The sequence below is a fragment of the Clavibacter sp. VKM Ac-2872 genome, assembly GCF_015351105.1.
Taxonomy (GTDB): domain Bacteria; phylum Actinomycetota; class Actinomycetes; order Actinomycetales; family Microbacteriaceae; genus Clavibacter.
This window is the reverse complement of sequence record NZ_JADKRR010000001.1, coordinates 1,768,520-1,792,236: the sequence shown is the minus strand read 5'-3', so window position 1 is coordinate 1,792,236 and position 23,717 is coordinate 1,768,520. Positions and strand designations below refer to the sequence as shown.

The 23,717-nt window shown below is 72.2% G+C and carries 18 protein-coding genes; 5 read left to right on the top strand and 13 right to left on the bottom strand.

Going from position 1 to position 23,717, the window contains the following annotated elements; translation table 11 throughout:
* Positions 1-4 precede the first annotated feature (4 nt).
* From dxs to dut, 5 genes are all read right to left on the bottom strand, one after another.
* Positions 5-1,957 carry a 1-deoxy-D-xylulose-5-phosphate synthase gene (gene dxs / locus ITJ40_RS08470; RefSeq protein WP_194666607.1) on the bottom strand — a complete coding sequence of 651 codons (1,953 nt, stop codon included), beginning with the start codon at positions 1,955-1,957 and terminating at the stop codon, positions 5-7.
* Between the two features lie 114 nt (positions 1,958-2,071).
* Complete coding sequence (gene acnA, locus ITJ40_RS08465) at positions 2,072-4,885, bottom strand: aconitate hydratase AcnA (RefSeq protein ID WP_194666606.1); 2,814 nt, start codon at positions 4,883-4,885, stop codon at positions 2,072-2,074.
* Positions 4,886-5,110: 225 nt separating this feature from the next.
* Positions 5,111-5,779 (bottom strand): DUF3159 domain-containing protein, encoded by a 669-nt coding sequence (locus ITJ40_RS08460; RefSeq protein ID WP_228511875.1) that lies wholly within the window; start codon positions 5,777-5,779, stop codon positions 5,111-5,113.
* A gap of 119 nt (positions 5,780-5,898) precedes the next feature.
* The gene (locus ITJ40_RS08455; protein ID WP_194666604.1) at positions 5,899-6,591 is read right to left on the bottom strand and encodes a DUF3710 domain-containing protein; all 693 of its coding nucleotides are present in this window, start codon (positions 6,589-6,591) and stop codon (positions 5,899-5,901) included.
* Positions 6,588-7,058 (bottom strand): dUTP diphosphatase, encoded by a 471-nt coding sequence (dut, locus tag ITJ40_RS08450; protein ID WP_194666603.1) that lies wholly within the window; start codon positions 7,056-7,058, stop codon positions 6,588-6,590. Before dut ends, ITJ40_RS08455 begins: the two co-directional genes overlap by 4 nt.
* Before the next feature lie 38 nt (positions 7,059-7,096).
* On the opposite strand from dut, the gene ITJ40_RS08445 reads away from it, so the two are divergent.
* On the top strand, positions 7,097-7,546 hold the full coding sequence (locus tag ITJ40_RS08445; protein WP_194666602.1) for a DUF3093 domain-containing protein: 450 nt from the start codon (positions 7,097-7,099) through the stop codon (positions 7,544-7,546).
* A gap of 46 nt (positions 7,547-7,592) precedes the next feature.
* Here the strand turns inward: ITJ40_RS08445 and ITJ40_RS08440 are convergent, their stop codons facing one another.
* Positions 7,593-7,886, bottom strand: a complete 294-nt coding sequence (locus ITJ40_RS08440) for a DUF4193 domain-containing protein (RefSeq protein WP_012038342.1) — start codon at positions 7,884-7,886, stop codon at positions 7,593-7,595.
* A 325-nt stretch (positions 7,887-8,211) separates the two neighbouring features.
* Between ITJ40_RS08440 and sepH the strand changes: the two genes are divergently transcribed.
* Complete coding sequence (gene sepH / locus ITJ40_RS08435) at positions 8,212-9,396, top strand: septation protein SepH (protein ID WP_194666601.1); 1,185 nt, start codon at positions 8,212-8,214, stop codon at positions 9,394-9,396.
* Positions 9,397-9,455: 59 nt separating this feature from the next.
* Here the strand turns inward: sepH and ITJ40_RS08430 are convergent, their stop codons facing one another.
* Positions 9,456-10,595, bottom strand: coding sequence for an alkaline phosphatase family protein (locus tag ITJ40_RS08430; RefSeq protein WP_194666600.1), 1,140 nt, complete (start codon positions 10,593-10,595; stop codon positions 9,456-9,458).
* Positions 10,596-10,664: 69 nt separating this feature from the next.
* On the opposite strand from ITJ40_RS08430, the gene ITJ40_RS08425 reads away from it, so the two are divergent.
* The gene (locus ITJ40_RS08425) at positions 10,665-13,211 is read left to right on the top strand and encodes a DNA topoisomerase (ATP-hydrolyzing) subunit A (RefSeq protein ID WP_194666599.1); all 2,547 of its coding nucleotides are present in this window, start codon (positions 10,665-10,667) and stop codon (positions 13,209-13,211) included.
* Positions 13,212-13,292: 81 nt separating this feature from the next.
* On the opposite strand, the gene ITJ40_RS08420 is transcribed toward ITJ40_RS08425, so the two are convergent.
* The gene (locus tag ITJ40_RS08420) at positions 13,293-15,371 is read right to left on the bottom strand and encodes a DNA topoisomerase IV subunit B (protein WP_194666598.1); all 2,079 of its coding nucleotides are present in this window, start codon (positions 15,369-15,371) and stop codon (positions 13,293-13,295) included.
* A gap of 213 nt (positions 15,372-15,584) precedes the next feature.
* Between ITJ40_RS08420 and ITJ40_RS08415 the strand changes: the two genes are divergently transcribed.
* The gene (locus ITJ40_RS08415; protein ID WP_012038337.1) at positions 15,585-15,812 is read left to right on the top strand and encodes a hypothetical protein; all 228 of its coding nucleotides are present in this window, start codon (positions 15,585-15,587) and stop codon (positions 15,810-15,812) included.
* Between the two features lie 114 nt (positions 15,813-15,926).
* Here ITJ40_RS08415 and ITJ40_RS08410 read toward each other — a convergent pair whose 3' ends face one another.
* From ITJ40_RS08410 to ITJ40_RS08390, 5 genes are all read right to left on the bottom strand, one after another.
* Positions 15,927-16,661 (bottom strand): glutamine amidotransferase, encoded by a 735-nt coding sequence (locus ITJ40_RS08410; RefSeq protein WP_194666597.1) that lies wholly within the window; start codon positions 16,659-16,661, stop codon positions 15,927-15,929.
* Positions 16,658-17,938 (bottom strand): Mur ligase family protein, encoded by a 1,281-nt coding sequence (locus ITJ40_RS08405; protein WP_194666596.1) that lies wholly within the window; start codon positions 17,936-17,938, stop codon positions 16,658-16,660. The genes ITJ40_RS08410 and ITJ40_RS08405 overlap by 4 nt, the downstream gene beginning before the upstream one ends.
* Before the next feature lie 3 nt (positions 17,939-17,941).
* Positions 17,942-19,411: an RNA polymerase sigma factor gene (locus ITJ40_RS08400; RefSeq protein WP_194666595.1), complete on the bottom strand. Its 1,470-nt coding sequence runs from the start codon at positions 19,409-19,411 to the stop codon at positions 17,942-17,944.
* Positions 19,412-19,658: 247 nt separating this feature from the next.
* Positions 19,659-20,981 (bottom strand): nitrate/nitrite transporter, encoded by a 1,323-nt coding sequence (locus ITJ40_RS08395; protein WP_194666594.1) that lies wholly within the window; start codon positions 20,979-20,981, stop codon positions 19,659-19,661.
* A 75-nt stretch (positions 20,982-21,056) separates the two neighbouring features.
* Positions 21,057-21,977 carry a proteasome assembly chaperone family protein gene (locus tag ITJ40_RS08390; RefSeq protein ID WP_012038332.1) on the bottom strand — a complete coding sequence of 307 codons (921 nt, stop codon included), beginning with the start codon at positions 21,975-21,977 and terminating at the stop codon, positions 21,057-21,059.
* A gap of 173 nt (positions 21,978-22,150) precedes the next feature.
* Here ITJ40_RS08390 and ITJ40_RS08385 point away from each other — a divergent pair, with 173 nt between their 5' ends.
* Positions 22,151-23,659, top strand: a complete 1,509-nt coding sequence (locus tag ITJ40_RS08385; RefSeq protein ID WP_194666593.1) for a leucyl aminopeptidase — start codon at positions 22,151-22,153, stop codon at positions 23,657-23,659.
* Positions 23,660-23,717: the final 58 nt, after the last annotated feature.

The following is a 23,717-nucleotide window of genomic DNA, read 5'->3' as shown; positions in this document are numbered from 1 at the left end:
GCGATCAGGCCTGCTCGTCGTCCTCCGCGCGGATCGACACGCGCTCCTCGTCCTCCGGCAGCGGCCGCGCCGAGGGCACCCGGCTCCCGAGCACCTGGCCGACGACGTCGCGCGCGATGTGCTGCGGGGTGAGGCCGACGCGCTCGAGGATCTCCGAACGCGTGCCGTGGTCGAGGAACTCGTCCGGGAGGCCCAGCTCCGTCACGCCCGTGTCGATGCCCGCCTCGCGGAGGTCCTGGCGGATGCGCGTCCCGATGCCGCCGACCACGACGCCGTCCTCGATCGTCACGACGAGGCGGTGGGCCGCCCCCAGCTCCACGACGCTGCGCGGCACGGGCACGACCCACCGGGGATCCACGACGGTCGCGCCGATGCCCTGCGCCGCCAGCCGCTCGGCGACCTCGATGCCCATGGCTGCCATGGGCCCGACCGTCACGATGAGCACGTCCTGCGATGCCGACTCGTGCAGCACGTCGACGCCGTCGTCGAGGCGTCGCAGCGCCTCGAGCTCGTCCCCGACGTTGCCCTTGGAGAAGCGCACGACCGTGGGGCCGTCGTCGATCCTGACGGCCTCCCCCAGCTCCTCGCGGAGCCGGGTGGCGTCACGCGGGGCGCTCAGGCGGATGTGGGGCACGATCTGCAGCAGCGCCAGGTCCCACATGCCGTGGTGGCTCGGCCCGTCGGGGCCGGTGACGCCCGCGCGGTCGAGCACGAACGTCACGCCCGCGCCGTGCAGCGCCACGTCCATGAGCACCTGGTCGAAGGCCCGGTTGACGAAGGTGGCGTAGAGCGCGACGACGGGGTGCAGGCCGCCGTACGCGAGTCCCGCCGCGCTCGTCACGGCGTGCTGCTCCGCGATGCCCACGTCGTGCACGCGCTCCGGGTGCTTCTCGGCGAACTTGTGCAGGCCGACCGGACGGAGCATCGCGGCGGTGATGCCGACGATGCGGGGGTCCTCGTCCGCGAGGGCCAGGATCTCGTCCGCGAACACGCTCGTCCAGCTCACGGCCTGCGACGGGTCGATGGGCTCGCCGGTCTCGGGGTCGATCTGTCCCACCGCGTGGAACTGGTCGGCCACGTCCCGGCGGGCGGGCTCGTAGCCGCGGCCCTTCTCGGTGATGGCGTGCACGATGACCGGCGCGCCGTAGTCGCGCGCCTGCTGGAGCGCCTCCTCCATCGCCTGCTGGTCGTGTCCGTCGATGGGCCCGAGGTACTTGATGTCGAGGTTGGAGTACAGCGCCTCGTTGTCGGTGACGCGGGTGAGGAACCCGTGCAGCCCGCCGCGGAGGCCGCGGTACAGGCTGTCCCCCGGTGCGCCGAAGACGCCGAACACGCGCTGGCTCGTCTCGTACAGCCCGCGGTACGTGCGTCGGGTGCGCACGGTGTTGAGGAACCGCGCCATGCCCCCGATGGTCGGCGCGTAGGAGCGGCCGTTGTCGTTGACGACGATGATCAGCTTCCGCGTGTTGTCGTCGGAGATGTTGTTGAGGGCCTCCCACGTCATGCCGCCCGTGAGGGCGCCGTCGCCCACCACCGCGACCACGTGCCGGTCGGTCTGGCCCGTGATCCCGAACGCCCGCGAGATGCCGTCGGCCCAGCTCAACGAGCTCGACGCGTGCGAGCTCTCGACGATGTCGTGCTCGGACTCGGAGCGCTGCGGGTACCCGGCGAGGCCGCCGGACTCGCGGAGCCGGGAGAAGTCCTGCCGACCCGTGAGCAGCTTGTGGACGTACGACTGGTGGCCGGTGTCGAAGACGATGGGGTCCCGCGGCGAGTCGAAGACCCGGTGGATGGCGAGCGTCGTCTCGACGACGCCGAGGTTCGGCCCCAGGTGACCGCCCGTCTTGGAGACCTCCGCGACGAGGAACTGCCGGATCTCGGCGGCGAGCTCGAGCATCTGCTCGCGGCTCAGCCGGTCGAGGTCCCGGGGTCCCGTGATCGTCTCGAGGATTCCCATGCTGACCGCCTTCCATCGGGAGCCATGTCGCGACTCCCGCCTCCTCGAGTGTACGCAGGGCCCTGCGTGCACGAAGGAGGCCGGGCGTCGCCGCCCGGCCTCCTCAGGCTGCTGTTACGCGACCAGGCTGCGCAGCACGTACTGCAGGATCCCGCCGTTGCGGTAGTAGTCCGCCTCGCCGGGGGTGTCGATGCGCACGACCGCGTCGAACTCGACCGTCTGCTTGCCCGCGGGCGAGTCGCCGGTGGGCGCCGCGACGACGCGGACCGTGCGCGGCGTGGTGCCGGAGTTCAGCGCCTCGAGCCCGGTGATGCTGATCTCCTCGGTGCCGTCGAGCCCGAGCGAGGCCCAGGTCTCGCCGACCGGGAACTGCAGCGGGACGACGCCCATGCCGATGAGGTTGGACCGGTGGATCCGCTCGAAGCTCTCGGTGATGACCGCCTTGACGCCCAGCAGGCTCGTGCCCTTCGCGGCCCAGTCGCGCGACGAGCCGGAGCCGTACTCCTTGCCGCCGAGGATCACGAGCGGGGTGCCCGCCGACTGGTAGTTCTCGGACGCGTCGTAGATGAACGACTGCGGTCCGCCCTCCTGCGTGAAGTCGCGGGTGTAGCCGCCCTCGACGCCGTCGAGCAGCTGGTTGCGCAGGCGGATGTTCGCGAACGTGCCGCGGATCATGACCTCGTGGTTGCCGCGGCGCGAGCCGTAGGAGTTGTAGTCCTTGCGGCCGACGCCGTGCTCGTCGAGGTAGCGGCCCGCGGGGCTGTCCGCCTTGATGGAGCCGGCGGGGCTGATGTGATCGGTCGTGACCGAGTCGCCCAGCTTGGCGAGCACGCGCGCGCCGGAGATGTCGGACACCGGGGTGATCTCCATGGTGAGGCCCTCGAAGTACGGGGGCTTCCGCACGTAGGTCGACTCCGCGTCCCACTCGAACGTCGCGCCCGTGGGCGTGGGGAGCGAGCGCCAGCGCTCGTCGCCGTCGAAGACGCCGGCGTACTGGTGCGTGAACATGCCCGTGTCGATCGAGCTGTCGATGGTCGACTGGACCTCGTCCGCGTCCGGCCAGATGTCCTTGAGGAACACCTCGTTGCCGTCGGTGTCGGTGCCGAGCGCGTCGGAGTCGAAGTCGAAGTTCATCGATCCGGCCAGCGCGTACGCGATCACGAGCGGCGGGCTCGCGAGGTAGTTCATCTTCACGTCGGGGTTGATGCGGCCCTCGAAGTTCCGGTTGCCCGAGAGGACGGCCGTGACGGCGAGGTCGTTGTCCTGCACCGCGGTCGAGATCTCGTCGATCAGCGGGCCCGAGTTGCCGATGCAGGTGGTGCAGCCGTAGCCGACCGTGTAGAAGCCGAGGTCCTCGAGGTACGTGGTGAGCCCGGACTTCTCGTAGTAGTCCGTGACGACCTTGGATCCGGGCGCGAGGGTGGTCTTCACCCACGGCTTGACCTTGAGGCCCTTCTTGCTGGCGTTGCGGGCGAGGAGCCCGGCCGCGAGCATGACCGACGGGTTCGACGTGTTGGTGCACGAGGTGATGGCGGCGATGGCGACCGCTCCGTGGTCCAGCGTGAAGTCGCTGCCGTCCTGGAGGGTGACGCGCGTGGGCTTCGTGACGGTGGCGGGGCTCTGCGACGCGTGGTGGTGCTCGTGCGACGAGTGCTCGTCCTCCGGCTGCAGCTCGCCCGGGTCGGACGCGGGGAAGCTCATCGCCGTCGTGAGGTCGACGATGTCGTGGTCGACCTGCGCGTAGTCGTTGAGGTCGCGCTCGAACTGCGACTTCGCGTCCGTCAGCTCGATGCGGTCCTGCGGGCGCTTCGGGCCGGCGATGGACGGGACGACCGTGGAGAGGTCGAGCTCGAGGTACTCGCTGAACGACGGCTCGACGTCCGCGTCGTGCCACAGCTTCTGCTCTTTGGCGTACGCCTCGACGAGCGCGACCTGCTCCTCGCTGCGGCCGGTGAGGCGCAGGTACTCGAGCGTGACGTCGTCGATGGGGAACACCGCGGCGGTGGAGCCGAACTCGGGGCTCATGTTGCCGATGGTGGCGCGGTTGGCAAGGGGCACGGCGCCGACGCCCGTGCCGTAGAACTCGACGAACTTGCCGACGACGCCGTGCTTGCGCAGCATCTGCGTGATGGTGAGCACCACGTCGGTCGCGGTGACGCCCGTCGGGATCTCGCCCGAGAGCTTGAAGCCGACGACCTTGGGGATGAGCATCGAGACGGGCTGACCGAGCATGGCCGCCTCCGCCTCGATCCCGCCGACACCCCAGCCCAGCACGCCCAGGCCGTTGACCATGGTGGTGTGCGAGTCGGTGCCGACGCACGTGTCCGGGTACGCCTGGAGGACGCCGCCCACCTCGCGGGTCATGGTGACGCGGGCGAGGTGCTCGATGTTGACCTGGTGGACGATGCCCGTGCCGGGCGGGACGACCTTGAAGTCCTCGAACGCCGTCTGGCCCCAGCGCAGGAACTGGTACCGCTCGCCGTTGCGCTCGTACTCGATGTCGACGTTGCGCTCGAGCGCGTCCTCGGAGCCGAAGAGGTCGGCGATGACGGAGTGGTCGATCACGAGCTCGGCGGGCGCCAGCGGGTTGATCTTGGTCGGGTCGCCGCCCAGCTCGCCGACGGCCTCGCGCATGGTGGCGAGGTCGACGATGCAGGGCACGCCCGTGAAGTCCTGCATCACGACGCGCGCGGGCGTGAACTGGATCTCGGTGTCGGGCTCCGACTCGGGGGCCCAGTCACCGAGGGCGCTGATCTGGCTGCCGGTGACGTTCTTGCCGTCCTCGGTGCGGAGGAGGTTCTCCAGCAGCACCTTGAGGCTGAACGGGAGACGCTCGTGGCCCGCCACGGTGTCGATGCGGTAGATCTCGTAGTCGGTGTCCCCGACGCGGAGTGTGTCCTTCGCGCCGAAGCTGTTGATTGCAGACACGTGGCCCTCTTCCCTCACTGGATGGGCGCGGAAAGTCCATTCCGCCCGTCATCCGATCTTGGTCGCCCGCCGCGGCCGGGTCCAGTAAGGCGACCCTGATCGGGCGCGCCGGCACGAGGCGGGACGGCGCCGATGTATCTCGACGTCGAGATGAATCTACCATCGCGCCGCCGTGCCGGACGCAGCGGCGCGCGGCGACGTCGGCGAGGGGGTGGCGGGCCGGGATCAGTCGGTCGGGGGCGTCGCCGGGTCCTTCGCGTACACGGCCCGCACGAAGAGCCATGACAGGACGAGGAGCACGCCGTAGAGCGGCGTGCCCATCACGAGGCGGGCGACGCCGAGCGCGTCGATCGCGTCGGCGAGGTAGAGCGGGAGCTGCACCGCCAGGCGCAGGGCGAAGAACGCGACCCAGACGAGGGTGAGCAGGCGCAGCGCCCTGGCCTTCCTGCGGTCCTGCCGCCATGCCGTGCCGTCGCCCATGAGGAAGCCCACGGCGACGCCGACGAGCGGCCAGCCGACCACGACCGAGACCAGGAGCACCGCGAAGTACGCGCCGTTGGTCCAGAGGCCGAGCGCGTAGAAGTCCCGCCCCTCCCCGGAGCGGAGCGCCAGGAAGGCGGAGATGACGATGCCGACGAGCCCTCCAACCGCGGGCGCGACGGCCGAGCGCTGCACCAGCCGCGCCACGACTGCCACGACGGCCACGACGACGGGCACGGCGACCGACAGCCCGATGTCGCGCGTGATGGTGAAGGCGACGAGGAAGAGGAGCCCGGGCACGATCGCCTCGAGGACGCCGCGCACGCCGCCCATCGCGGTGAGGAGGGTCGCGGCGGTCATGGTCTCGCCGCGCGCCGCCTGCCCGAGGCCGGCCCGCTCGGCGGCCTGCGCCATGCTCGCGCCGAGCGCCTCGGAGGGCGCGGGTGCAGGGGGCGGGGTATCGGGCGCGAGCGGTCCGTCCGCGGGCTCCGGGTGCCGGGGGTCCTCCCCGACCGGACCCTGCCCCGACACGCTCAGGCGCCCAGCGCGGACGCCGGGCTCTCGCCGGCCGGAGCCGCGCCCGGCGCGGTGCCGACCTGGGCCGCCGGCATCTTCAGCGGGATGAGGTCGCGCGGGGGCATGGGCGAGGATCCGCGCACCACGACGACGCTGCGGAACAGGTCCTCGACGGCGGCGGCGGCCTCCGGGTCCGTCACGGCTCGGCCGGTGATGACGCCCCGCAGGAACCAGCGCGGGCCGTCCACGCCGATGAACCGGGCATCGCGCGTGGTCGCCGCCGGCTGGCCGGGCTGCTGCACGACCGGGATGACGGCGTGGAGCTCGGGACCGAACGGGCCGTCGGCCAGGCGCGTCGTGCCGCCCTGCCGCTGGATCTGCTCCCCGATGGTCGTGCGGATCTCGTGCCACAGCCCGCTCGAGCGCGGCGCGGCGAACGGCTGCACCTGCAGGCTCGATTCGGCGAAGTCGAGGCCGATCGCGACGACCTGCTGCGTGCCCTCTGCCACCTCGAGGCGCAGGTGGAGGCCCTCGCGCGGCAGGATCTTGATCCCGCCGAGGTCGACGTAGGGACGCACGGGGTTCGCCTCGGTCTCGTCGAGCGGGCCCTCGTCGGCGCGGTCGTCGGGAGCGGACTTGGCGTCCAGGACGTGCTCGGCGTCGTCCGCGAGGGCGGCGTCGTCCGGCTGGTTCGCGTTCTCGTCGGTCATGTTCGGTCTCCTGGATCTCGGGCGGGGAGGGCGCCGGTGCCCGTGGAGCCGAAGCCCCCCGTGCCGCGGTGGCTCCCGGGCAGCTTCTCGACGGGCACGAAGCGCACCCGGCTGACGGGCATGACGACGACCTGCGCGATGCGGTCGCCGACCGCGACATCGTACGCGGCGTCGGCGTCGGTGTTGAGGAGGGTGACGCGGATCTCGCCGCGGTAGCCGGCGTCGACCGTGCCGGGCGCGTTGACGATCGTGATCCCGTGCCGCGCGGCGAGGCCGCTGCGGGGCAGGACGAAGGCGGCGTACCCGTCGGGGAGGGCGATCGACACGCCCGTGCCGACGGTGGCCCGCTGTCCGGGCTCGAGGCGCAGGGACTCCGCGCTCACGAGGTCGGCGCCGGCGTCGCCGGGATGCGCGTAGGCCGGGATCGGGGCGTCGCCCGCGATGAGGACGTCGACGGGATCGGGCACGGTCCGAGGCTAGTGCAGGAATCTGATCGAATAGGCGCATGCCCGCATCCCCCTACAGCGAGCGGCTCTGGCCTGCTCCCTGGCTCTTCGTCTCCACCGCCCTCGTCATCCCCGCGAGCCTGCTCGTGTTCCTCCCCATCAGCGTCGTCGCCGGGGTGATCGTCGCGATCGTGCTGTACGCGGGCGTCGTCGCCACGCTCGTGCTCACGAGCCCGGTCATCGAGGTGTCCGGCGGACGACTGCGCGCGGGCCGCGCGTCCATCGACGTCGACCAGGTCGGCGAGCCCGAGGCCTTCCGGGGCGCCCAGGCGACGGCCGAGCGCGGGATGCGGCTGCACGCGCGGGCGTACCTGGTGATCCGCGGGTGGGTGGACCCGGTGGTGAAGGTGCCGCTGATGGATGCGACCGATCCCGCTCCCTACTGGCTCATCTCCACACGGACCCCGGAACGACTGATCGCCGCGATCCGGGGATCGCGGCGATCATGACGTGCGGTCAGGCGCGGGGCCTGGAGGGGTTCCCCCCGGCGTCGCTCTAGGCGGCGCACTCCTGGCAGATGGGCCCGAGCTTCTCCTGGTGGTCGATCTGCGAGCGGTGCTTCACGAGGAAGCAGCTCACGCAGGTGAACTCGTCCGCCTGGGGCGGGAGCACCACCGTCTCGAGCTCGAGGTCGGAGAGGTCGGCTCCGGCGAGGTCGAAGCTCCCGGGGTTGTCGGCATCGTCGACGTCCACGACCCCGGACATGCGGTCCGGGACGCGCTCCTTCAGAGCCTCGATCGAGTCGGAGTCGTCCTCCGTCTTGCGCGGGGCGTCGTAATCAGTTGCCATTCCTGTCCACTTCTCGAATAACCGCCGAACGGAATCGGCGGGCACAGTTTGCATGAATCGCATCCGGATAGCAAACCGTCCCGAGACCCCCGTCGGGGGCCCTGATCGGCGGTTTGGATGCGGGGAGCCAGCCCGTCCCCGGGCCGCGGATGCGGACTCACACGGTACACCGTTCGCGCACGAACAACCTGCGCCCGGGGCCCGCGATCCCGCCCTCCGGCGCTCTCGTCGGACCCAAGTCGCGGCGCGCCACGCGTATTCCCCGGAAGAGGGGTCGAGTCGTGCGATCGTGAATCGTCCAGTGAGCGCGAGAGGCGTGGAACCCATGCAGGATCTGAAAATCGTCGGAGTCGAGGACGGCGCCCTCGTCGTCGAGGCCGCGGGCGGTGATCGGCACCGTCTCGTCATGGACGACGCGTTCCGCTCCGCGCTGCGCCGCCAGTCCGCCGACGGCGGTGCCACGCGCAAGGCCGCACCGCGCATCATCCAGTCCTTCATCCGCCAGGGCATGAGCGCCGAGGACGTCGCGCGGGAGACCGGCGCGTCCGTCGAGTACGTGCGCAAGTTCGAGGGTCCTGTCGTCGCCGAACGCGAGCACGTCGTGCGCAGCGCGATGAAGGTGCCCGTGCACACCGCCATCGAGGTCGACCCGATGGGCCAGGGCACGCTGTTCGGCCAGGTCATCGAGGAGCGCCTCGAGTCCCTCGGCGCCCAGGCGGTGCGCTGGAGCAGCTGGAAGGAGCAGCTCGGGGGCTGGGTGGTGAAGGTCGCCTTCACGAGCGAGGACATCGAGCACGACGCCCGCTGGTCCTACGACGCCAAGAAGCACGCCCTCTCCCCCGCCAACAACGAGGCGATCACCCTCTCGCAGCAGGGCGAGATCCGCGGTGCCCTCATCCCGCGCCTCCGGGCGCTGCCGCCGGAGGCCGCGGACACGCACGAGGAGGCGGGCGTGACCCGGTTCGACAGCGGTGCGTTCCGCCTGCCCGAGCCGACCGCGTCGAGCACGCAGGACACGGCTCCCCAGCCGTGGGAGGCGCCCCGCCGCGACGAGGGGGCGTCCGTCTCGCACCTCGGACGGCAGGGCAACCACCCCGCGGGCAGCCAGCAGCCGGCGCGCGTCGCGCAGGTCGAGCTGAACGAGACAGCCGACCTGCTGGAGGCCCTGCGCCGCCGCCGGGGCGAGCGGGAGTCCGTGCCGCGCGACGACGAGGGCGACGATCCGGTCGAGGACGCGCCCGCCGCCCGTCGCGACGAGCCGCTGTCCCGCCCGCGCGGCGGCCAGCGCTCCGTGCCGCCGCTGCGGTCCGCGGTGATCCCCGGGATCGGTCGCGTCGACCCCGCGCGGGACCGGTCGCGCGAGGAGTCCGAGGACGAGGGCCTGCGCACGCCCGGCAGCGGCGAGGGCCGTGGGTCCGGCAAGCCGTCCGGCCGACGCGGACGCACCGCGATGCCGAGCTGGGACGAGATCGTCTTCGGCGCCCGCAGCGACGACGACCACCTGGCCTGATCCCCGCGCCGTCCGGCCGGGTCGCCCGGACGGCGGCCCTGCCGTCGTCGTCTTTCCGGTCAGCCGCGCGCGAACGCGCCGGCGCGGATGAGCGGCACCAGGCGCTCCTCGTCCGAGAACGAGCCGTGCTGGCCGATCATGCGGCGGGCGCCCTGGTCACGCGGACGGCCGTCGTAGTACGCGATGAGCGCACGCGTCGCGACGACCACGTCGCCGATGCGCGCCGCCACGCCCTCGCGGATCGGGCCGTACCAGTCGGCGGCGACCGCCTCCGCGCGCGTCGCGACGTGCGCCCTCGTGCCCTCGGACGCGCGCCACGCGGCGGCGAGGGCGTGCGCGTCGAGGCCGGGCTCCAGATGGAGGTGCAGGCAGCGCGGCTCCCCCGCCACGTGTCGGACGCCCGCGACCAGCTCCGGCACCCGGTCGAACAGCACCTGGGATCCGGCGGGCACGTCGACGATGCCGTGGTCCGCGGTGATCAGCGCGCCCTCGCGGGGGCCGAGGCGGTCGAGGAAGGGACCGGCCGCCTGGTCGAGCTCCTCCAGGGACCGGAGCCAGCGGTCCGACTCCCAGCCGTGCGAGTGGGCGACCTGGTCGAGCTCGGGGACGTAGAGGTAGACGAGCGCGCGCGGCTCCCGGTCCAGGAGCGCCCGCGTGGTGGCGAAGCGGTCCGCGATCGACTCGGCGGCGACGTAGGTGGCGCCCCGCAGCGCCGCGCGGGAGAAGCCGGATCCGGCGTAGCGGGCGGAGCCGACGACGTACGCGGGGACGCCCGCGGCGACCGCCCGCTCGAACACGGTCGGCACCGGCTGCCACTCCTCCGGCACGCTCCTGGCGTCCCATCCGGACAGCAGCTTGAGGACGCGGTCGTGCGCGGGGTCCAGCGCGGTGTAGCCGACGAGGCCGTGCTCGCCCGCGCGCACCCCCGTGGTCAGCGACGTGATGCTGGCGGCGGTCGTGGTGGGGAAGCCCACGTCCACGACGTCCTTCTTCCGCCAGCCCGTCACGAGGTGGCGCGCGTGCCCGGCGCGGGCGCGGAGGGCGGAGGAGCCGAGCCCGTCCACGAGGACGACCACGGCCCGATCGACGGGCGGGAGGCCCGCCTCCGACTCCTCCCCCACGAGGGCGGCGAGGCAACCCGGCATCACCGCGGTGAGGCTCATCCGGCTGGATCCGGGCGCCGGTAGCATGGGGGCCATCCGGCCCAGTCTGCCACAGCAGCCCGGCGCGCATCCGCGTCACGACGCCGATCCCGACCCAGAGAGTCCATGAGTCCCTCCACCACGAACACCACGCCCGACGAGCCCTCCGAGCGCATCGAGGACGTCGACGTCTCCACCGAGATGGAGAACTCGTTCCTCGAGTACGCGTACTCGGTCATCTACTCCCGCGCCCTGCCCGACGCGCGCGACGGGCTGAAGCCGGTGCAGCGCCGCATCCTCTACCAGATGAGCGAGATGGGCCTGCGCCCCGACCGCGGGCACGTCAAGTCCGCCCGCGTCACGGGCGAGGTGATGGGCAAGCTCCACCCGCACGGCGACTCGGCCATCTACGACGCGATGGTGCGCATGGCCCAGCCGTTCACGCTGCGGGTGCCGCTCATCGACGGGCACGGCAACTTCGGGTCGCTGGACGACGGACCCGCGGCGCCCCGCTACACGGAGGCCCGGCTCGCCGCGTCCGCGCTCGCGATGGTCGAGGGCCTCGACGAGGACGTCGTCGACTTCGTCCCGAACTACGACAACGCGTTCATGCAGCCGGCCGTGCTCCCCGCGGCGTTCCCGAACCTGCTCGTGAACGGCGCCAGCGGCATCGCCGTCGGCATGGCGACGAACATGGTCCCCCACAACCTGATCGAGGTCGTGGGCGCCGCGCGTCACCTCATCGACCACCCCGACGCCACCCTCGACGACCTCATGGCGTTCGTGCCGGGGCCGGACCTCCCCACGGGCGGCACGATCATCGGGCTGTCGGGCGTCAAGGACGCGTACCTCACGGGCCGCGGCAGCTTCAAGACCCGCGCGCGCGTCTCCGTCGAGAGCCTCACGCCGCGGAAGTCGGGGCTCGTGGTCACCGAGCTGCCGTACCTCGTCGGACCCGAGAAGGTCATCGAGAAGATCAAGGACGGCGTCCAGAACAAGAAGCTGTCCGGCATCACCAACGTCACCGACCTCACCGACCGCACGCACGGGCTGCGGCTCGTGATCGAGATCAAGACGGGCTTCAACCCCGAGGCGGTGCTCGAGCAGCTGTACCGCTACACGCCGCTCGAGGACGGCTTCAGCATCAACAACGTCGCGCTCGTCGACGGCAGCCCGCAGACGCTCGGGCTGAAGGAGCTGCTGCAGGTCTACGTGGCGCACCGGCTCGACGTGGTCACGCGCCGGACGCGCTACCGGCTCGCCCGCCGGCAGGAGCGGCTGCACCTCGTGCTCGGGCTCCTCATCGCCATCCTCGACATCGACGAGGTCATCCAGGTCATCCGCGGCAGCGACGACACCGAGCAGGCGCGCGCGCGGCTCATGGACGTGTTCGACCTGTCGACGCTGCAGGCCGACTACATCCTGGAGCTCCGCCTCCGCCGGCTCACGCGGTTCAGCCGCATCGAGCTCGAGGAGGAGCGGGACAGGCTCCAGGCGGAGATCGCCGAGCTCGAGGCGATCCTGGCCGACCCGCGTCGGCTCCGCGCGCTCGTCTCGACCGAGCTCCAGGAGGTCGCGGACCGCTTCGGCACGCCGCGCCGCACGCTGCTCACCGAGGCGGCGCCGAGCGTCGCGGGAGCGGCGAGCCGCCGGTCGGCGCCCGTGCTCGAGATCGCCGACGTCCCCTGCCGGGTGCTGCTGTCGACCACGGGCCGTGCGGTCCGCGTCGACCTGCCGGCCGACGCGCCGGGCACGCCTCTCCAAACGGTCCGTCGCAGCTCGCACGACGCGGTCCTCACGGCGATCGAGACCACGAGCCGCACGCGCATCGGCGCGATCACGAACACCGGCCGGCTCATCACGATGACGCCCGTCGACCTGCCCGTGGTGCCCGTCGCGAGCGTGCAGCTCGGGGCCGGTGTCCGGATCCGCGACTACCTCGGCCTCACCGACAAGAAGGAGCGCGTCATCGCGCTCGTGGCGCTCGGCACGGAGGAGGCGATCGCCCTCGGCACGCGCCAGGGCGTCGTCAAGCGCATCGCCCCGTCCGCCCTGCCCGCCAAGCCCGAGTTCGAGGTCATCGCGCTGAAGAAGGGCGACGAGGTGGTCGGCGCGCGTCAGGGGGCGGAGACCGACGAGCTCGTGTTCGTCACCAGCGAGGCGCAGCTGCTGCACTTCCCCGCGGTCTCCGTGCGGCCGCAGGGCATCCAGGCCGGCGGTGTCGCCGGGGTGAACCTCGGAGCAGGCGCGCGCGTGCTGTTCTTCTCCTCCGTCGCCCCCGAGGGCGCCCAGGTCGTGACGATCTCGGCGTCGTCGGACACCATCGCCGGCGTGGATCCCGGGCGCGCGAAGGTCAGCGGGTTCGGCGACTTCCCGCGCAAGGGCCGGGCCACGGGCGGGGTGCGGGCGCACGCCTACCTGAAGGGCGAGGACCACCTGGCCCTCGCCTGGGTCGGTCCCGGGCCCGCCCTCGCGGTGGGGCCGGCCGGCGAGGTCAGGCAGCTGCCGCCCACGGGCATGAAGCGCGACGGATCGGGCATCCCGCTCGAGAAGGCGGTCGGGAGCGTCGGCCAGGCGGTCACCCCCGACGAGGCGCCCGACGCCGCGTCGGGCGCGGCCGCGGGTGTCGTGGAGGTCGCGGCCGAGGACGGCCAGGCTCCGCTCGAGACCTAGGCGCCTCGGCGCGCGACATGCGGACGGCCGCGGACCACCAGGGTCCGCGGCCGTCCGCGCGTCCGGCTCATGGCCGGAGGATCACACGTCGATGCGGTCCCGCACGGAGCCGGCGCCGTCGATGATGAACTCCTTGCGGGGCGCGACGTCGTTGCCCATCAGCAGCTCGAACATGCGGGTGGCCGCCTCGGCGTCGTCGACGCGCACGCGACGGAGCGTCCGGTTGCGGCGGTCCATCGTGGTCGTGGCCAGCTGGTCGGCGTCCATCTCCCCCAGGCCCTTGTAGCGCTGGATGGGATCCTGGTACCGCTTGCCCTGCCTCTTCGCCTGGGCGAGGACAGCTGCGAGCTCGCGCTCCGAGTAGGTGTAGATCACGTCGTTGGGCTTCGAGCCCGGGTTCATGACCACCACGCGGTGCAGCGGCGGCACGGCGGCGAAGACCCGGCCCTCGTCGATCATCGGCCGCATGTAGCGGAAGAAGAGCGTGAGCAGGAGCGTGCGGATGTGGGCGCCGTCGACATCGGCGTCGCTCATGATGATGATCTTCCCGTAGCGCGCCGCCGACAGGTCGAACGTGCGGCCGGATCCGGCGCCCAGCACCTGGATGATCGAGGCGCATTCGGTGTTGGAGAGCATGTCGGGCAGCGACGCCTTCTGCACGTTGAGGATCTTGCCCCGGATCGGGAGCAGGGCCTGGTACTCGCTGTCCCGCGCGAGCTTCGCCGTGCCGAGCGCCGAGTCGCCCTCGACGATGAAGAGCTCGCTGTTCGCGACGTCGTTCGAGCGGCAGTCCACGAGCTTGGCGGGCAGCGACGAGCTCTCGAGGGCGTTCTTCCGCCGCTGCGTCTCCTTGTGGGTGCGCGCGGAGATCCGCGACTTCATCTCGCCCACGACCTTCTCGAGGAGGACCGCGGTCTGGGCCTTGTCCTCGCGGCGCGTCGACGCGAAGCGCTCGGCCATGGCCTTCTGCACGACCTGCGACACGATGGCACGCACGGCGGGCGTGCCGAGCACCTCCTTGGTCTGCCCCTCGAACTGCGGCTCGGGGAAGCGGACCGTGAGGACGGCGGTGAGGCCCGCGAGCACGTCGTCCTTCTCGAGCTTGTCGGTGCCGACCTTGAGCTTGCGCGCGTTGGCCTCGACCTGCGCGCGCACGAACTTGAGCAGGCCCGCCTCGAATCCCGCCTGGTGCGTGCCGCCCTTCGGCGTGGAGATGATGTTGACGAACGACTTGAACCGGGTGTCGTAGCCCGTGCCCCAGCGGAGCGCGATGTCGACGGCGCACTCGCGCGTCAGCTCGGTCGGCACCATGGCACCGCCGTCGGTCAGGACGGGGACGGTCTCGGTGAAGGTGCCCGATCCCTCGAGCCGCCACGTGTCCGTGAGCGGCGCGTCGACGGCGAGGTGGTCCACGAACTCCGCGATCCCGCCGTCGAAGCGGAAGGACTCGTGCACGGGCTGCTCGCCGCGCAGGTCCTCGATGTCGATGCGGAGCCCCGGCACGAGGAACGCCGTCTGGCGCGCGCGGCCGAGGAGCTCCTCGGTGAGGAAGGACGCGCCGCGCGTGAAGATCTGCCGGTCGGCCCAGTAGCGGATCCTCGTGCCGGTGACGCCCTTGCGCACCTTGCCGACGACGCGCAGCTCGCTGCCGGACGTGAAGGCCCGGAACGGCGCATCGGGACTCGCCTCGCCCCGGTCCTCGAAGATGCCCGGCTCGCCGCGCCGGAAGGACATGGCGTACGTCTTGCCGCCGCGGTCGACCTCGACGTCGAGGCGCTCCGACAGGGCGTTCACGACGGACGCGCCGACGCCGTGGAGGCCGCCGGACGAGGCGTAGGAGCCGGATCCGAACTTGCCGCCGGCGTGCAGCTTGGTGAACACGACCTCGACGCCGGAGAGCCCGGTCTTGGGCTCGATGTCGACCGGCACGCCGCGCGCGGTGTCCCGCACCTCGACGCTCCCGTCGGGGTGGAGCCGCACGTCGATCAGGTCGCCGTGCCCGCCGAGCGCCTCGTCGACGCTGTTGTCGATGATCTCCCAGAGGCAGTGCATGAGACCGCGCGAGTCGGTGGATCCGATGTACATGCCGGGCCGCTTGCGCACCGCCTCGAGACCCTCGAGGACGGAGAGATGGCGGGCGGAATAATCGGATGCTGCCACGTGCTGTCCTCCATGTACGTCCGGCATTCGCCGGACGCGAGCCGCATCGATCTTAACCGCCGCCCGCCGCCTCCCCCTCCGAATCGCCGTCCATCGTCCCGCGACCTACGCGCAGAGCGAAACAGGCGGCCGAGGTCGGGTCGTCTGCCGGGAGCACGTGGTCTACTTGATCCATTCGGCTCGACCCAGACCCGACCCGGAGGGGAGCATCACATGACACCGACCGCGACCGAGCGTCCCGTGGACGAGCTCGACAACCACCAGCTCACCGCCAACGACCGCTGCGACAGCTGCGGTGCCCAGGCTTACATCCGCGTCGAGGTGAACAGCAGCGAGCTCCTCTTCTGCGCCCACCACGGCAAGAAGTACCAGGAGAAGCTGTCGGCCATCGCCACGAGCTGGCACGACGAGTCGAGCCGCCTGCTCGACGAGCGCGCCTAGGACGACCCGCACCGGCTCCGGCTGGAGCACGACGAAGGGCGCATCCCGCGAGGGATGCGCCCTTCGTCATGTCGCGACGCTCGCGACCGCGACCGCCGCCGGACGGACGACGCGTCAGTAGTGCGCGGGCCGCGCCATGACGGTCGCACGCGCCTCGCGCGCCCACTCGTCGAGCCGGTCGAGCGTCCCCGAGATGTCCGCGGGCAGCTCGCGACCGTCGCGGGCGAGGGCGGAGGACAGCAGCTCGTCCGCGAGCCGCGGGTTGAGCGCCAGGACGGGGCCGCCGAGGTGCGTGCCGATGGACGCGCCCACGCGCACGCCTTCCCCGCCGCCCTCGCCCGTGTTGCCGAAGCCGGCGCGCACCGTCCCGAGGGGCGTGCACGCACCGACGTCGAGGGTGGATCCGTGGTTCTCGTAGCCGACGACCTCGCCCCCCGGCGTGTCGAGCACGAGGTCGCCCACGCGTCGCTCGGCCGTCAGCGTGGTGCGCACCGGCAGCACGCCGGCGCCCACGAGCTCGCCGCCGTCGACGAGCCGCACGGACTCGCCCAGGAGCTGCAGGCCGCCGCCCACCGCGAGCAGCGGGACGCCGGCCTCCTGGAGGGAGACGAGGCGCGGGGCGTGCGCGACGAGATCCGGGAGGACGGCGCGCTGGGCCGTGAGCGGTCCGGATCCGACGACGACCAGGTCGGCGTCGCCCGGATCCCCGCCGCCCGGAGAGTGCCGGACGACCTCGGCGCGGATGCCGCGGATGCGCGCGCGCTCGACGAGCACGGTCACGTTGCCGCGGTCGCCGTTGATGCCGAGCTCATCGGGGTACAGGTGCAGGATGCGCAGGGCGTCGCTCACGCGGGTCCTCCCTCGAGGTCCGTGTACCCGAGGATGCGGCGGATGGCCATCATCTGCTCGTAGTTGACGATCATGGTCTTGACCCCGCGAGACGGCTTCTCCATCGCGAGGAACGCCTGCACGGCGCGGCGCAGGTCGGGCTCGACCCTGCCGACCTCCAGGCCCTCGTAGCCGAAGCGCACGGCCAGCTGGTAGCCCTTCGTCCCGGAGACGACGTCGGCGTGGGTGAGCGCGGAGAGGTCCGTGTCGTAGATCCACGAGGGGTCGGGCGTGCCGTCGTCGACGGCCAGCAGCACCTGCTCGGGGGGATCGCCCAGGGCGTCGAGGTTCATCTGCAGGCTGGCCGGGTTCTTCATCATGATGATCTCGATGTCCTCGTCGCCCGCGCGCAGCATCTCGCCGCGCCCGTAGACGGCGGCGACGGAGCCGAGGCCCTCGGCGGCCCGCGCCGGGTCGAAGCGGTCGCCGAGCACGCGACGCGCCGTGGCCAGCGCTCCCGCGGCGTCGACGGCGTAGTGCAGGCCGCGCGACGGCAGCGTCACCGGGAGGTCGCCGGACGCCAGCCGGAACACGGCGTCGCGACCCGAGAGCCCCACGGCCTCGACGCCCGCGGCCACGTGGACCGGGTCGGGATCCTCGGAGCCGAACCGCGGCGCGGAGGCCAGCCCGTGCTTGCTGTCGCCGAGGAGCTCCTCCGACACGCCGAACCAGTCGACGGCGGCGCGCCCGGATCGCGCGGTGTGGGCGGCGATGGCGTTGACGTGCGCGTCGTCCCGGTTGGCGACGACCGCCTCGGTCGCCGTGGAGGCGATCCGCTCGAGCATGCCGACCACGCGGTCCGGCTCGTGGAACCGGTTGAGCTGGTCGATCTGGATGTTGAGCAGCAGCACGGTGCGCGGCGTCAGCAGCGCGGAGAGGGCGACGCCGTAGGCCTCGTCGATCTCGAGGACGGCCACGTCGGCGTCCAGCCGGCCCGACGCGTCGGCGTCCGCGAGCACCGCGGACGCGATGCCCTGCGGCAGGTTGCCGCCCGACGGGTTCGTGAAGACGCGGAGGCCGTGGGCCCGCAGCACGGCCGTGAGCATGTGCGTGGTCGTCGACTTGCCGTTCGAGCCCGTGACCGCGACCACGCCGTGGGGCAGGTCGGCGATCGTGCGCTCGAGGAAGCGGGGATCGAGGCGCAGGGCGACGACGCCGGGCACGGCGGAGCCGCCACCGCGGAGACGGGCGGCCCAGCGGGCGGCCCGTCCCGCGGCGACGGCGAGGCGCAGGGGCACGGCCTACTCGAGGTAGTCGCGCAGCGACTGCGAGCGCGACGGGTGGCGCAGCTTGGCCATGGTCTTCGACTCGATCTGGCGGATCCGCTCGCGCGTGACGCCGAACGTGTCGCCGATCTGGTCGAGGGTCTTCGGCATGCCGTCGCCCAGGCCGAAGCGCATGCGGATCACCCCGGCCTCGCGCTCGGAGAGCGAGTCGAGCAGCGACTCCAGCTGCTTCTGCAGCATGGTGAAGCCGACCGCGTCGGCCGGGACGACCGCCTCGGTGTCCTCGATGAGGTCGCCGAACTCGCTGTCGCCGTCCTCGCCGAGGGGCGTGTGCAGCGAGATCGGCTCGCGGCCGTACTTCTGGACCTCGATGACCTTCTCGGGCGTCATGTCGAGCTCGCGCGACAGCTCCTCGGGCGTGGGCTCGCGGCCCAGGTCCTGCAGCATCTGGCGCTGCACGCGGGCCAGCTTGTTGATGACCTCCACCATGTGCACGGGGATGCGGATGGTGCGGGCCTGGTCGGCCATGGCGCGCGTGATCGCCTGGCGGATCCACCACGTCGCGTACGTGGAGAACTTGAAGCCCTTGGTGTAGTCGAACTTCTCGACCGCGCGGATGAGGCCGAGGTTGCCCTCCTGGATGAGGTCGAGGAACTGCATGCCGCGACCCGTGTAGCGCTTGGCGAGGCTGACCACGAGGCGGAGGTTCGCGCCGAGCAGGTGGCTCTTCGCGCGCTGGCCGTCGCGCGCGACCCAGCGGAGCTCGCGCTCCAGCTCCCGCGAGATGCCGGGGGTGTTCGCGAGCTTGTCCTCCGCGAACAGGCCCGCCTCGATGCGCATGGCGAGCTCGACCTCCTCGGCGGCGTTGAGCAGGGCGACCTTGCCGATCTGCTTGAGGTAGTCCTTGACGGGATCCGCCGTGGCGCCCGTGATGGTCGTCGAGTAGACGGGGACGTCCTCGTCCTCCTCCTTGTTCGACAGCACCATGGCCCCGGTGGGCAGCGGCTCGAGCACGACCGGCGGCTTGGCGGCGCCGTCCTCAACGGCGTCGTCGTCCGTGTCGTCGTCGGCGGCGGGGACCACGACCTCCTCGGCGTCGTCCTCGGAGGCCTCCCCGGAACCGGCGGTGTCGGTCTTCTTCGCGGCGGTCTTGCGCGTCGTCGTGGCGGGAGCGGCGTCGCCGGACGCGGCGGCGGCCTTCTTGGCGGCGGCGGCCTTGGCACGGGCGGTGGGCGCCTTGGCGGGGGCCGCGGGAGCGTCAGCGGAGACGGCCTCCTCGGCCTCGGCCGCTGCCGCTGCCTTGGCCGCTGCCGCCTTGGTCGGGGCCTTCGCCGCGGTCTTGGTCGCCGCGGACTTCGAGGCCGCGGGCTTGCGGGCGGGGGCGCGCTTCGCGGGTGCCTTCGCCTCGCCCGTCGCGGCGTCGTCGGCCGTGCCGGGCGCGGCAGCCGCGTCCAGGGTGGCGGACGGGGTGGAGGGGGTGGCCATGCGAACACCTTTCGTCCCCACGACGACCGGTCGCGCGCTCCGCGGTGATGCTGCGGGGTGACCTGCCGGAGGTGGGTCGGGGTTGTTTTCGGACATTGCTAGGACCCATGTCAAGTCCGCTGCTCGCGCATCACTGATGTGATGCCACCACCGAGGTGGTGCGAGATGCAGGACATGAACGGGTCCGTACCTGATTATTGCACGGATGGGCGCGGGGGCGAGCCAGGGCGCCCTGTGCGTGCCGACGTCACGCGCGGCGTCGGCGTCGCCTGTCGAGGTAGGCAACCCAGAGGGGCCCCACCCGTATTCCCTCGTCGGCCAGCCGCCGCCGGGTCCTCTTCCGGGTGCGCAGCAGCATGAGCGCCCCGAACCCGACGACGAGGTACTGCACGGCGAAGGCGACGCGGAACGAGTCGAACGCGTAGAGGTCGCTCGGCGCACCGCCCGCGACCCGCGCCGCGTCCTGCAGGTCGAGCGCGATGCCGATGAGCAGCATCATCGTGAAGCTCGCCGTGAATCCCCCGACGTTCACGATGCCGGACGCCGCGCCCAGGCTGCGGGGAGGGTTGAAGGTGCGCGCGAAGTCCAGGCCGACCTGCGACCCGGGTCCGCCGACGCCGATCGCCGTCACCACGAGCACCACGATCGCGAGCGGCGGGGGGCCCGGCCAGAGGAGCAGCACGGCCCAGGCCGCGCCCATCATCGCGACGAGTCCGAGGACGAGGTTCGAGCGTCGGAACGGGAAGCGCCCGGTGAGGATCCCGATCACGGGCCCCACGACCATTCCGGAGGCCACGATCACGATGAGGAGGCCCGACGCGAGCGCCGGGCTGTAGCCGAGGCCGTCCACGAGGAACGGGAAGCCCCACAGCAGGCTGAACACCGCGCCGGACGACTGCGTGACGAAGTGGGACCAGAAGCCGAGCTGCGTGCCGGGCCGACGCAGGCTCCTGCCGAGCTCGCGCATGGAGTCGCCCCAGGGGACTCGTCGAGGCGGGGTGTCCCCCGTCGGCCTGTCGCGCACCGCGACGACGACCGCGATGAAGGCGACCACCGCGACGGACGCGGATCCGAGGAACGCGGGCGTCCAGCCCGCCGTGTGCAGCACGAGCGAGAGCGGGATCGCCGAGAGCACCTGCCCGAGCTGGCCGACGTTGGCGAACCACTGGGACAGCACCGGAACGCGGGGACCCGAGAACCAGGAGTTGATGAGACGCAGACCCGACACGAACGTCATCGCATCGCCGGCACCCACGAGCATGCGCCCCGGGATCGCGACCTCGAGCGACGTGGAGAGGGCCAGGGTGACCTGACCGGCGACCATGAGGAGCGCGCCGGTCGCGAGCAGCGCGCGCGGGCCGATCCGGTCGGTGAGGACGCCGACCGGGATCTGCAGAGCCGCGTAGACGACGAGCTGCGTCACCGCGAGCGTTGAGAGCAGCGACGCCGAGACGTGGAACCGCTCCCCCGCTTCGACGGAGGCGATGCCGAGCGAGCCGCGCTGGAGGACGGATGAGAGGTACGCCGTCATCGCGACGCCGAGGACGATGCGGGCGCGGCGGGTGCTCATCGGGACGAGGATACCGACCCCGCGGGGGCCTCCTCGCCGGCCCGGGTGGCCTGCGCGGCGATCAGCTCGAGGGCGTCAGGCCGCGTCCCCGTCGCCGGGGCGACGGCGCGCGAGGAACTTCTCCAGCTCGGCGGCGATCTCGTCGGCCGTCGGCAGGGCGCCGTCCTCGTCGGTCAGCGGCGACTTGAGGGGCGTGTCCTCCATGTAGCTGTCGTAGCGCTCCTCGAGGGTCGTGACGAGGCGCGCCAGCTCCTGGTTGCCCGCGACCTGCTCGTCGATGCGGCCCACGAAGTCGCGGCCCTCCTCCCGGAGCCGGTCGGTCGGGAAGATGAGGCCGGTGGCGGCGCTGATGCTCTCGAGCGCCGCCACAGCGGCGAGGGGGAACTCCGTGTCCGCGAGGTAGTGCGGGACGAGGAGCACGAAGCCCGCGACGGGGTGTCCGGCGTCGTGCAGGCGGTGCTCCACCAGGTGGAGCGCGTTCGCCGGCACCTGGGTGTGCGGCTTCCACACGCTGAGCGCGTCGATGAGCTCCGTGCGGTTTCCGCTCACGGTGACGTTGATGTCGCGGGTGTGCGGCACGGGCATCGGGATGGCGTGCACCCACGTGGTGGTGGAGACCCGGTAGCGGTCGACGATGCCGAGGACGGCCGCGGTGAACGCCTCCCAGCGGAAGTCCGGCTCGAACCCGGTGAGCAGGAGGAACGGCTGCCCGATCTCGTCGTGCGCGAGGTAGAGGGCCAGCCGGGCCGGACGGTAGTCGGCGAGATGGTCCTGGTCGAAGTAGATCGTGGGTCGGCGTGCCCGGTAGTCGAGCAGGGTGTCGGTGTCGAAGCGCAGGACGTCGCGGTGGCTCAGGGTGCTCAGCAGGTACTCGCTCACCTGGGACACCCCGGACCCGGCGTCGGAGAAGCCCGTGAGCCCGGCGACCAGCGGCAGTCCGGTCGGCACCTCGCCGATGTCGGTGTCGATCTCGTACAGTCCGTCCGCGTCTGCCATGCATCAACTCTACGGCGCGCCTCCGACGGCCCCTCCCGGACCGGGTGCCGCCCGTGCCGCCGAGAGCGAACACGGCCGCCGGGTCGCGCGGGAGGGTCGCCCCCCGACGGGCGCGGAGGAGGCGCGAGCGCTCCCAGCCACGGCGCCTGCGCGCGTCGCTAGGCTCGACGCCCATGACCATCCCCCTTCTCTCCGTGTCCTCCGACCGTGCCGTCGACGTGGAGGCGGACGCGCTCGTCGTCGCCGTCTCCAGCGAGAAGGAGGGGATCCGGGTGCACGCTCCCGAGGGCCTCGAGCTGGACGCGGACGGACTGTCCGCCATCGGCGTCACCGGAGGCCGGGACGAGGTCGTCCGCGTCGCGGGGACGGGTACTGCCGCGCGCGCGATCGCGCTGGTGGGCGTGGGGTCGGGGCCGCTGGACGCGGTTGCCCTCCGCTACGCCGTCGGCAGCGCGACCCGCCAGCTGCGGGGCGTGGAGAGCGTGGCCGTCGCGGTACCGGTGACCTCGCTCGTCGAGCTCACCGCCGTGCTCGAGGGCGCCGCCCTCGGGGTCTACTCCTTCGACTCCTACCGCCGGGACTCGCTCGCCGGCCAGAAGCCGCGCGCCTCCTCCGTCACCGTGGTCGCCGCGGGCGGTCGGTGGACCGCCGAGGACGCGGACGAGGCCGTGGCACGCGCGGTCGCGGTCGCCGGCGCGGTCGCGGGGACCAAGGACCTCGTCAACACCCCGCCGCTCGACCTCTATCCCGCGACCTTCGTCGACGCGGTCCGGGAGCGCACGACGGGGCTGCCCGTGGACGTCCGCGTGTGGGACGAGGACGCGCTCGCGGCCGAGGGCTTCGGCGGCATCCTCGGCGTGGGCCAGGGTTCGTCGCGCCCGCCCCGCCTCGTGAAGGTCTCCTACTCCCCCGCCGGCGCGACCCGGCACCTCGCGCTCGTGGGCAAGGGCATCACCTACGACACCGGCGGCATCTCGCTGAAGCCCGCCGTGCCCATGATCGGCATGAAGTACGACATGACCGGCGCCGCGACGATCCTCGAGGTCGTCGTCGCCGCCGCACGGCTCGAGCTGCCCGTCCGCCTCACCGCGTGGCTCTGCATCGCCGAGAACATGCCCTCCGGCTCGGCCATCCGTCCGGACGACGTCCTGCGCATGCGCGGCGGCACGACCGTCGAGGTCCTCAACACGGATGCCGAGGGCCGGCTCGTCATGGCGGACGGCATCGTCGCGGCGAGCGAGGAGCACCCGGACGCCATCGTCGACATCGCGACGCTGACGGGAGCCCAGGTCGTGGCGCTCGGCGAGCGGTACTCCGCCGTCATGGGCGAGGACGCCCTCGTCGCCCGTCTCCTCGACGCGGCCCGTGAGCAGGGCGAGAGCATGTGGGGCATGCCGCTCCCGGAGGAGATGCGCGCGCTTCTCAACTCCGACATCGCGGACATCGCCAACGTGAAGCCGGGCAATCCCGCTGGCGGCATGCTCGTCGCCGGTGTGTTCCTCAAGGAGTTCGTCGGCCGGACCGGCGACGCGGACGACGCACCCCGGATCCCGTGGGCGCACATCGACATCGCGGGTCCGTCGCACAACAAGGGCGGGGGCCACGGCTTCACGGGGAAGGGCCCGACCGGCGTGGCGGTCCGCACGCTGCTGGCCCTGGCCTCCGGGTTTTCGCGCGCGTAGTAGGCTCGGAGAGGCCTCCTGAGGGGGTCCCGCGCCTGCCCGGTCGGGCGGTCGCATG

Excerpts from the sequence above, each read along its gene's own strand:
- dxs (WP_194666607.1), bottom strand. The coding sequence starts at position 1,957 with ATGGGAATCCTCGAGACGATCACGGGACCCCGGGACCTCGACCGGCTG.
- ITJ40_RS08460 (WP_228511875.1), bottom strand. The coding sequence starts at position 5,779 with ATGGCGCAGGCCGCCGAGCGGGCCGGCCTCGGGCAGGCGGCGCGCGGC.
- ITJ40_RS08455 (WP_194666604.1), bottom strand. The coding sequence starts at position 6,591 with ATGACCGACGAGAACGCGAACCAGCCGGACGACGCCGCCCTCGCGGAC.
- ITJ40_RS08445 (WP_194666602.1), top strand. The coding sequence starts at position 7,097 with ATGCCCGCATCCCCCTACAGCGAGCGGCTCTGGCCTGCTCCCTGGCTC.
- ITJ40_RS08440 (WP_012038342.1), bottom strand. The coding sequence starts at position 7,886 with ATGGCAACTGATTACGACGCCCCGCGCAAGACGGAGGACGACTCCGAC.
- sepH (WP_194666601.1), top strand. The coding sequence starts at position 8,212 with ATGCAGGATCTGAAAATCGTCGGAGTCGAGGACGGCGCCCTCGTCGTC.
- ITJ40_RS08430 (WP_194666600.1), bottom strand. The coding sequence starts at position 10,595 with ATGGCCCCCATGCTACCGGCGCCCGGATCCAGCCGGATGAGCCTCACC.
- ITJ40_RS08425 (WP_194666599.1), top strand. The coding sequence starts at position 10,665 with ATGAGTCCCTCCACCACGAACACCACGCCCGACGAGCCCTCCGAGCGC.
- ITJ40_RS08415 (WP_012038337.1), top strand. The coding sequence starts at position 15,585 with ATGACACCGACCGCGACCGAGCGTCCCGTGGACGAGCTCGACAACCAC.
- ITJ40_RS08400 (WP_194666595.1), bottom strand. The coding sequence starts at position 19,411 with ATGGCCACCCCCTCCACCCCGTCCGCCACCCTGGACGCGGCTGCCGCG.
- ITJ40_RS08395 (WP_194666594.1), bottom strand. The coding sequence starts at position 20,981 with ATGAGCACCCGCCGCGCCCGCATCGTCCTCGGCGTCGCGATGACGGCG.
- ITJ40_RS08390 (WP_012038332.1), bottom strand. The coding sequence starts at position 21,977 with ATGGCAGACGCGGACGGACTGTACGAGATCGACACCGACATCGGCGAG.
- ITJ40_RS08385 (WP_194666593.1), top strand. The coding sequence starts at position 22,151 with ATGACCATCCCCCTTCTCTCCGTGTCCTCCGACCGTGCCGTCGACGTG.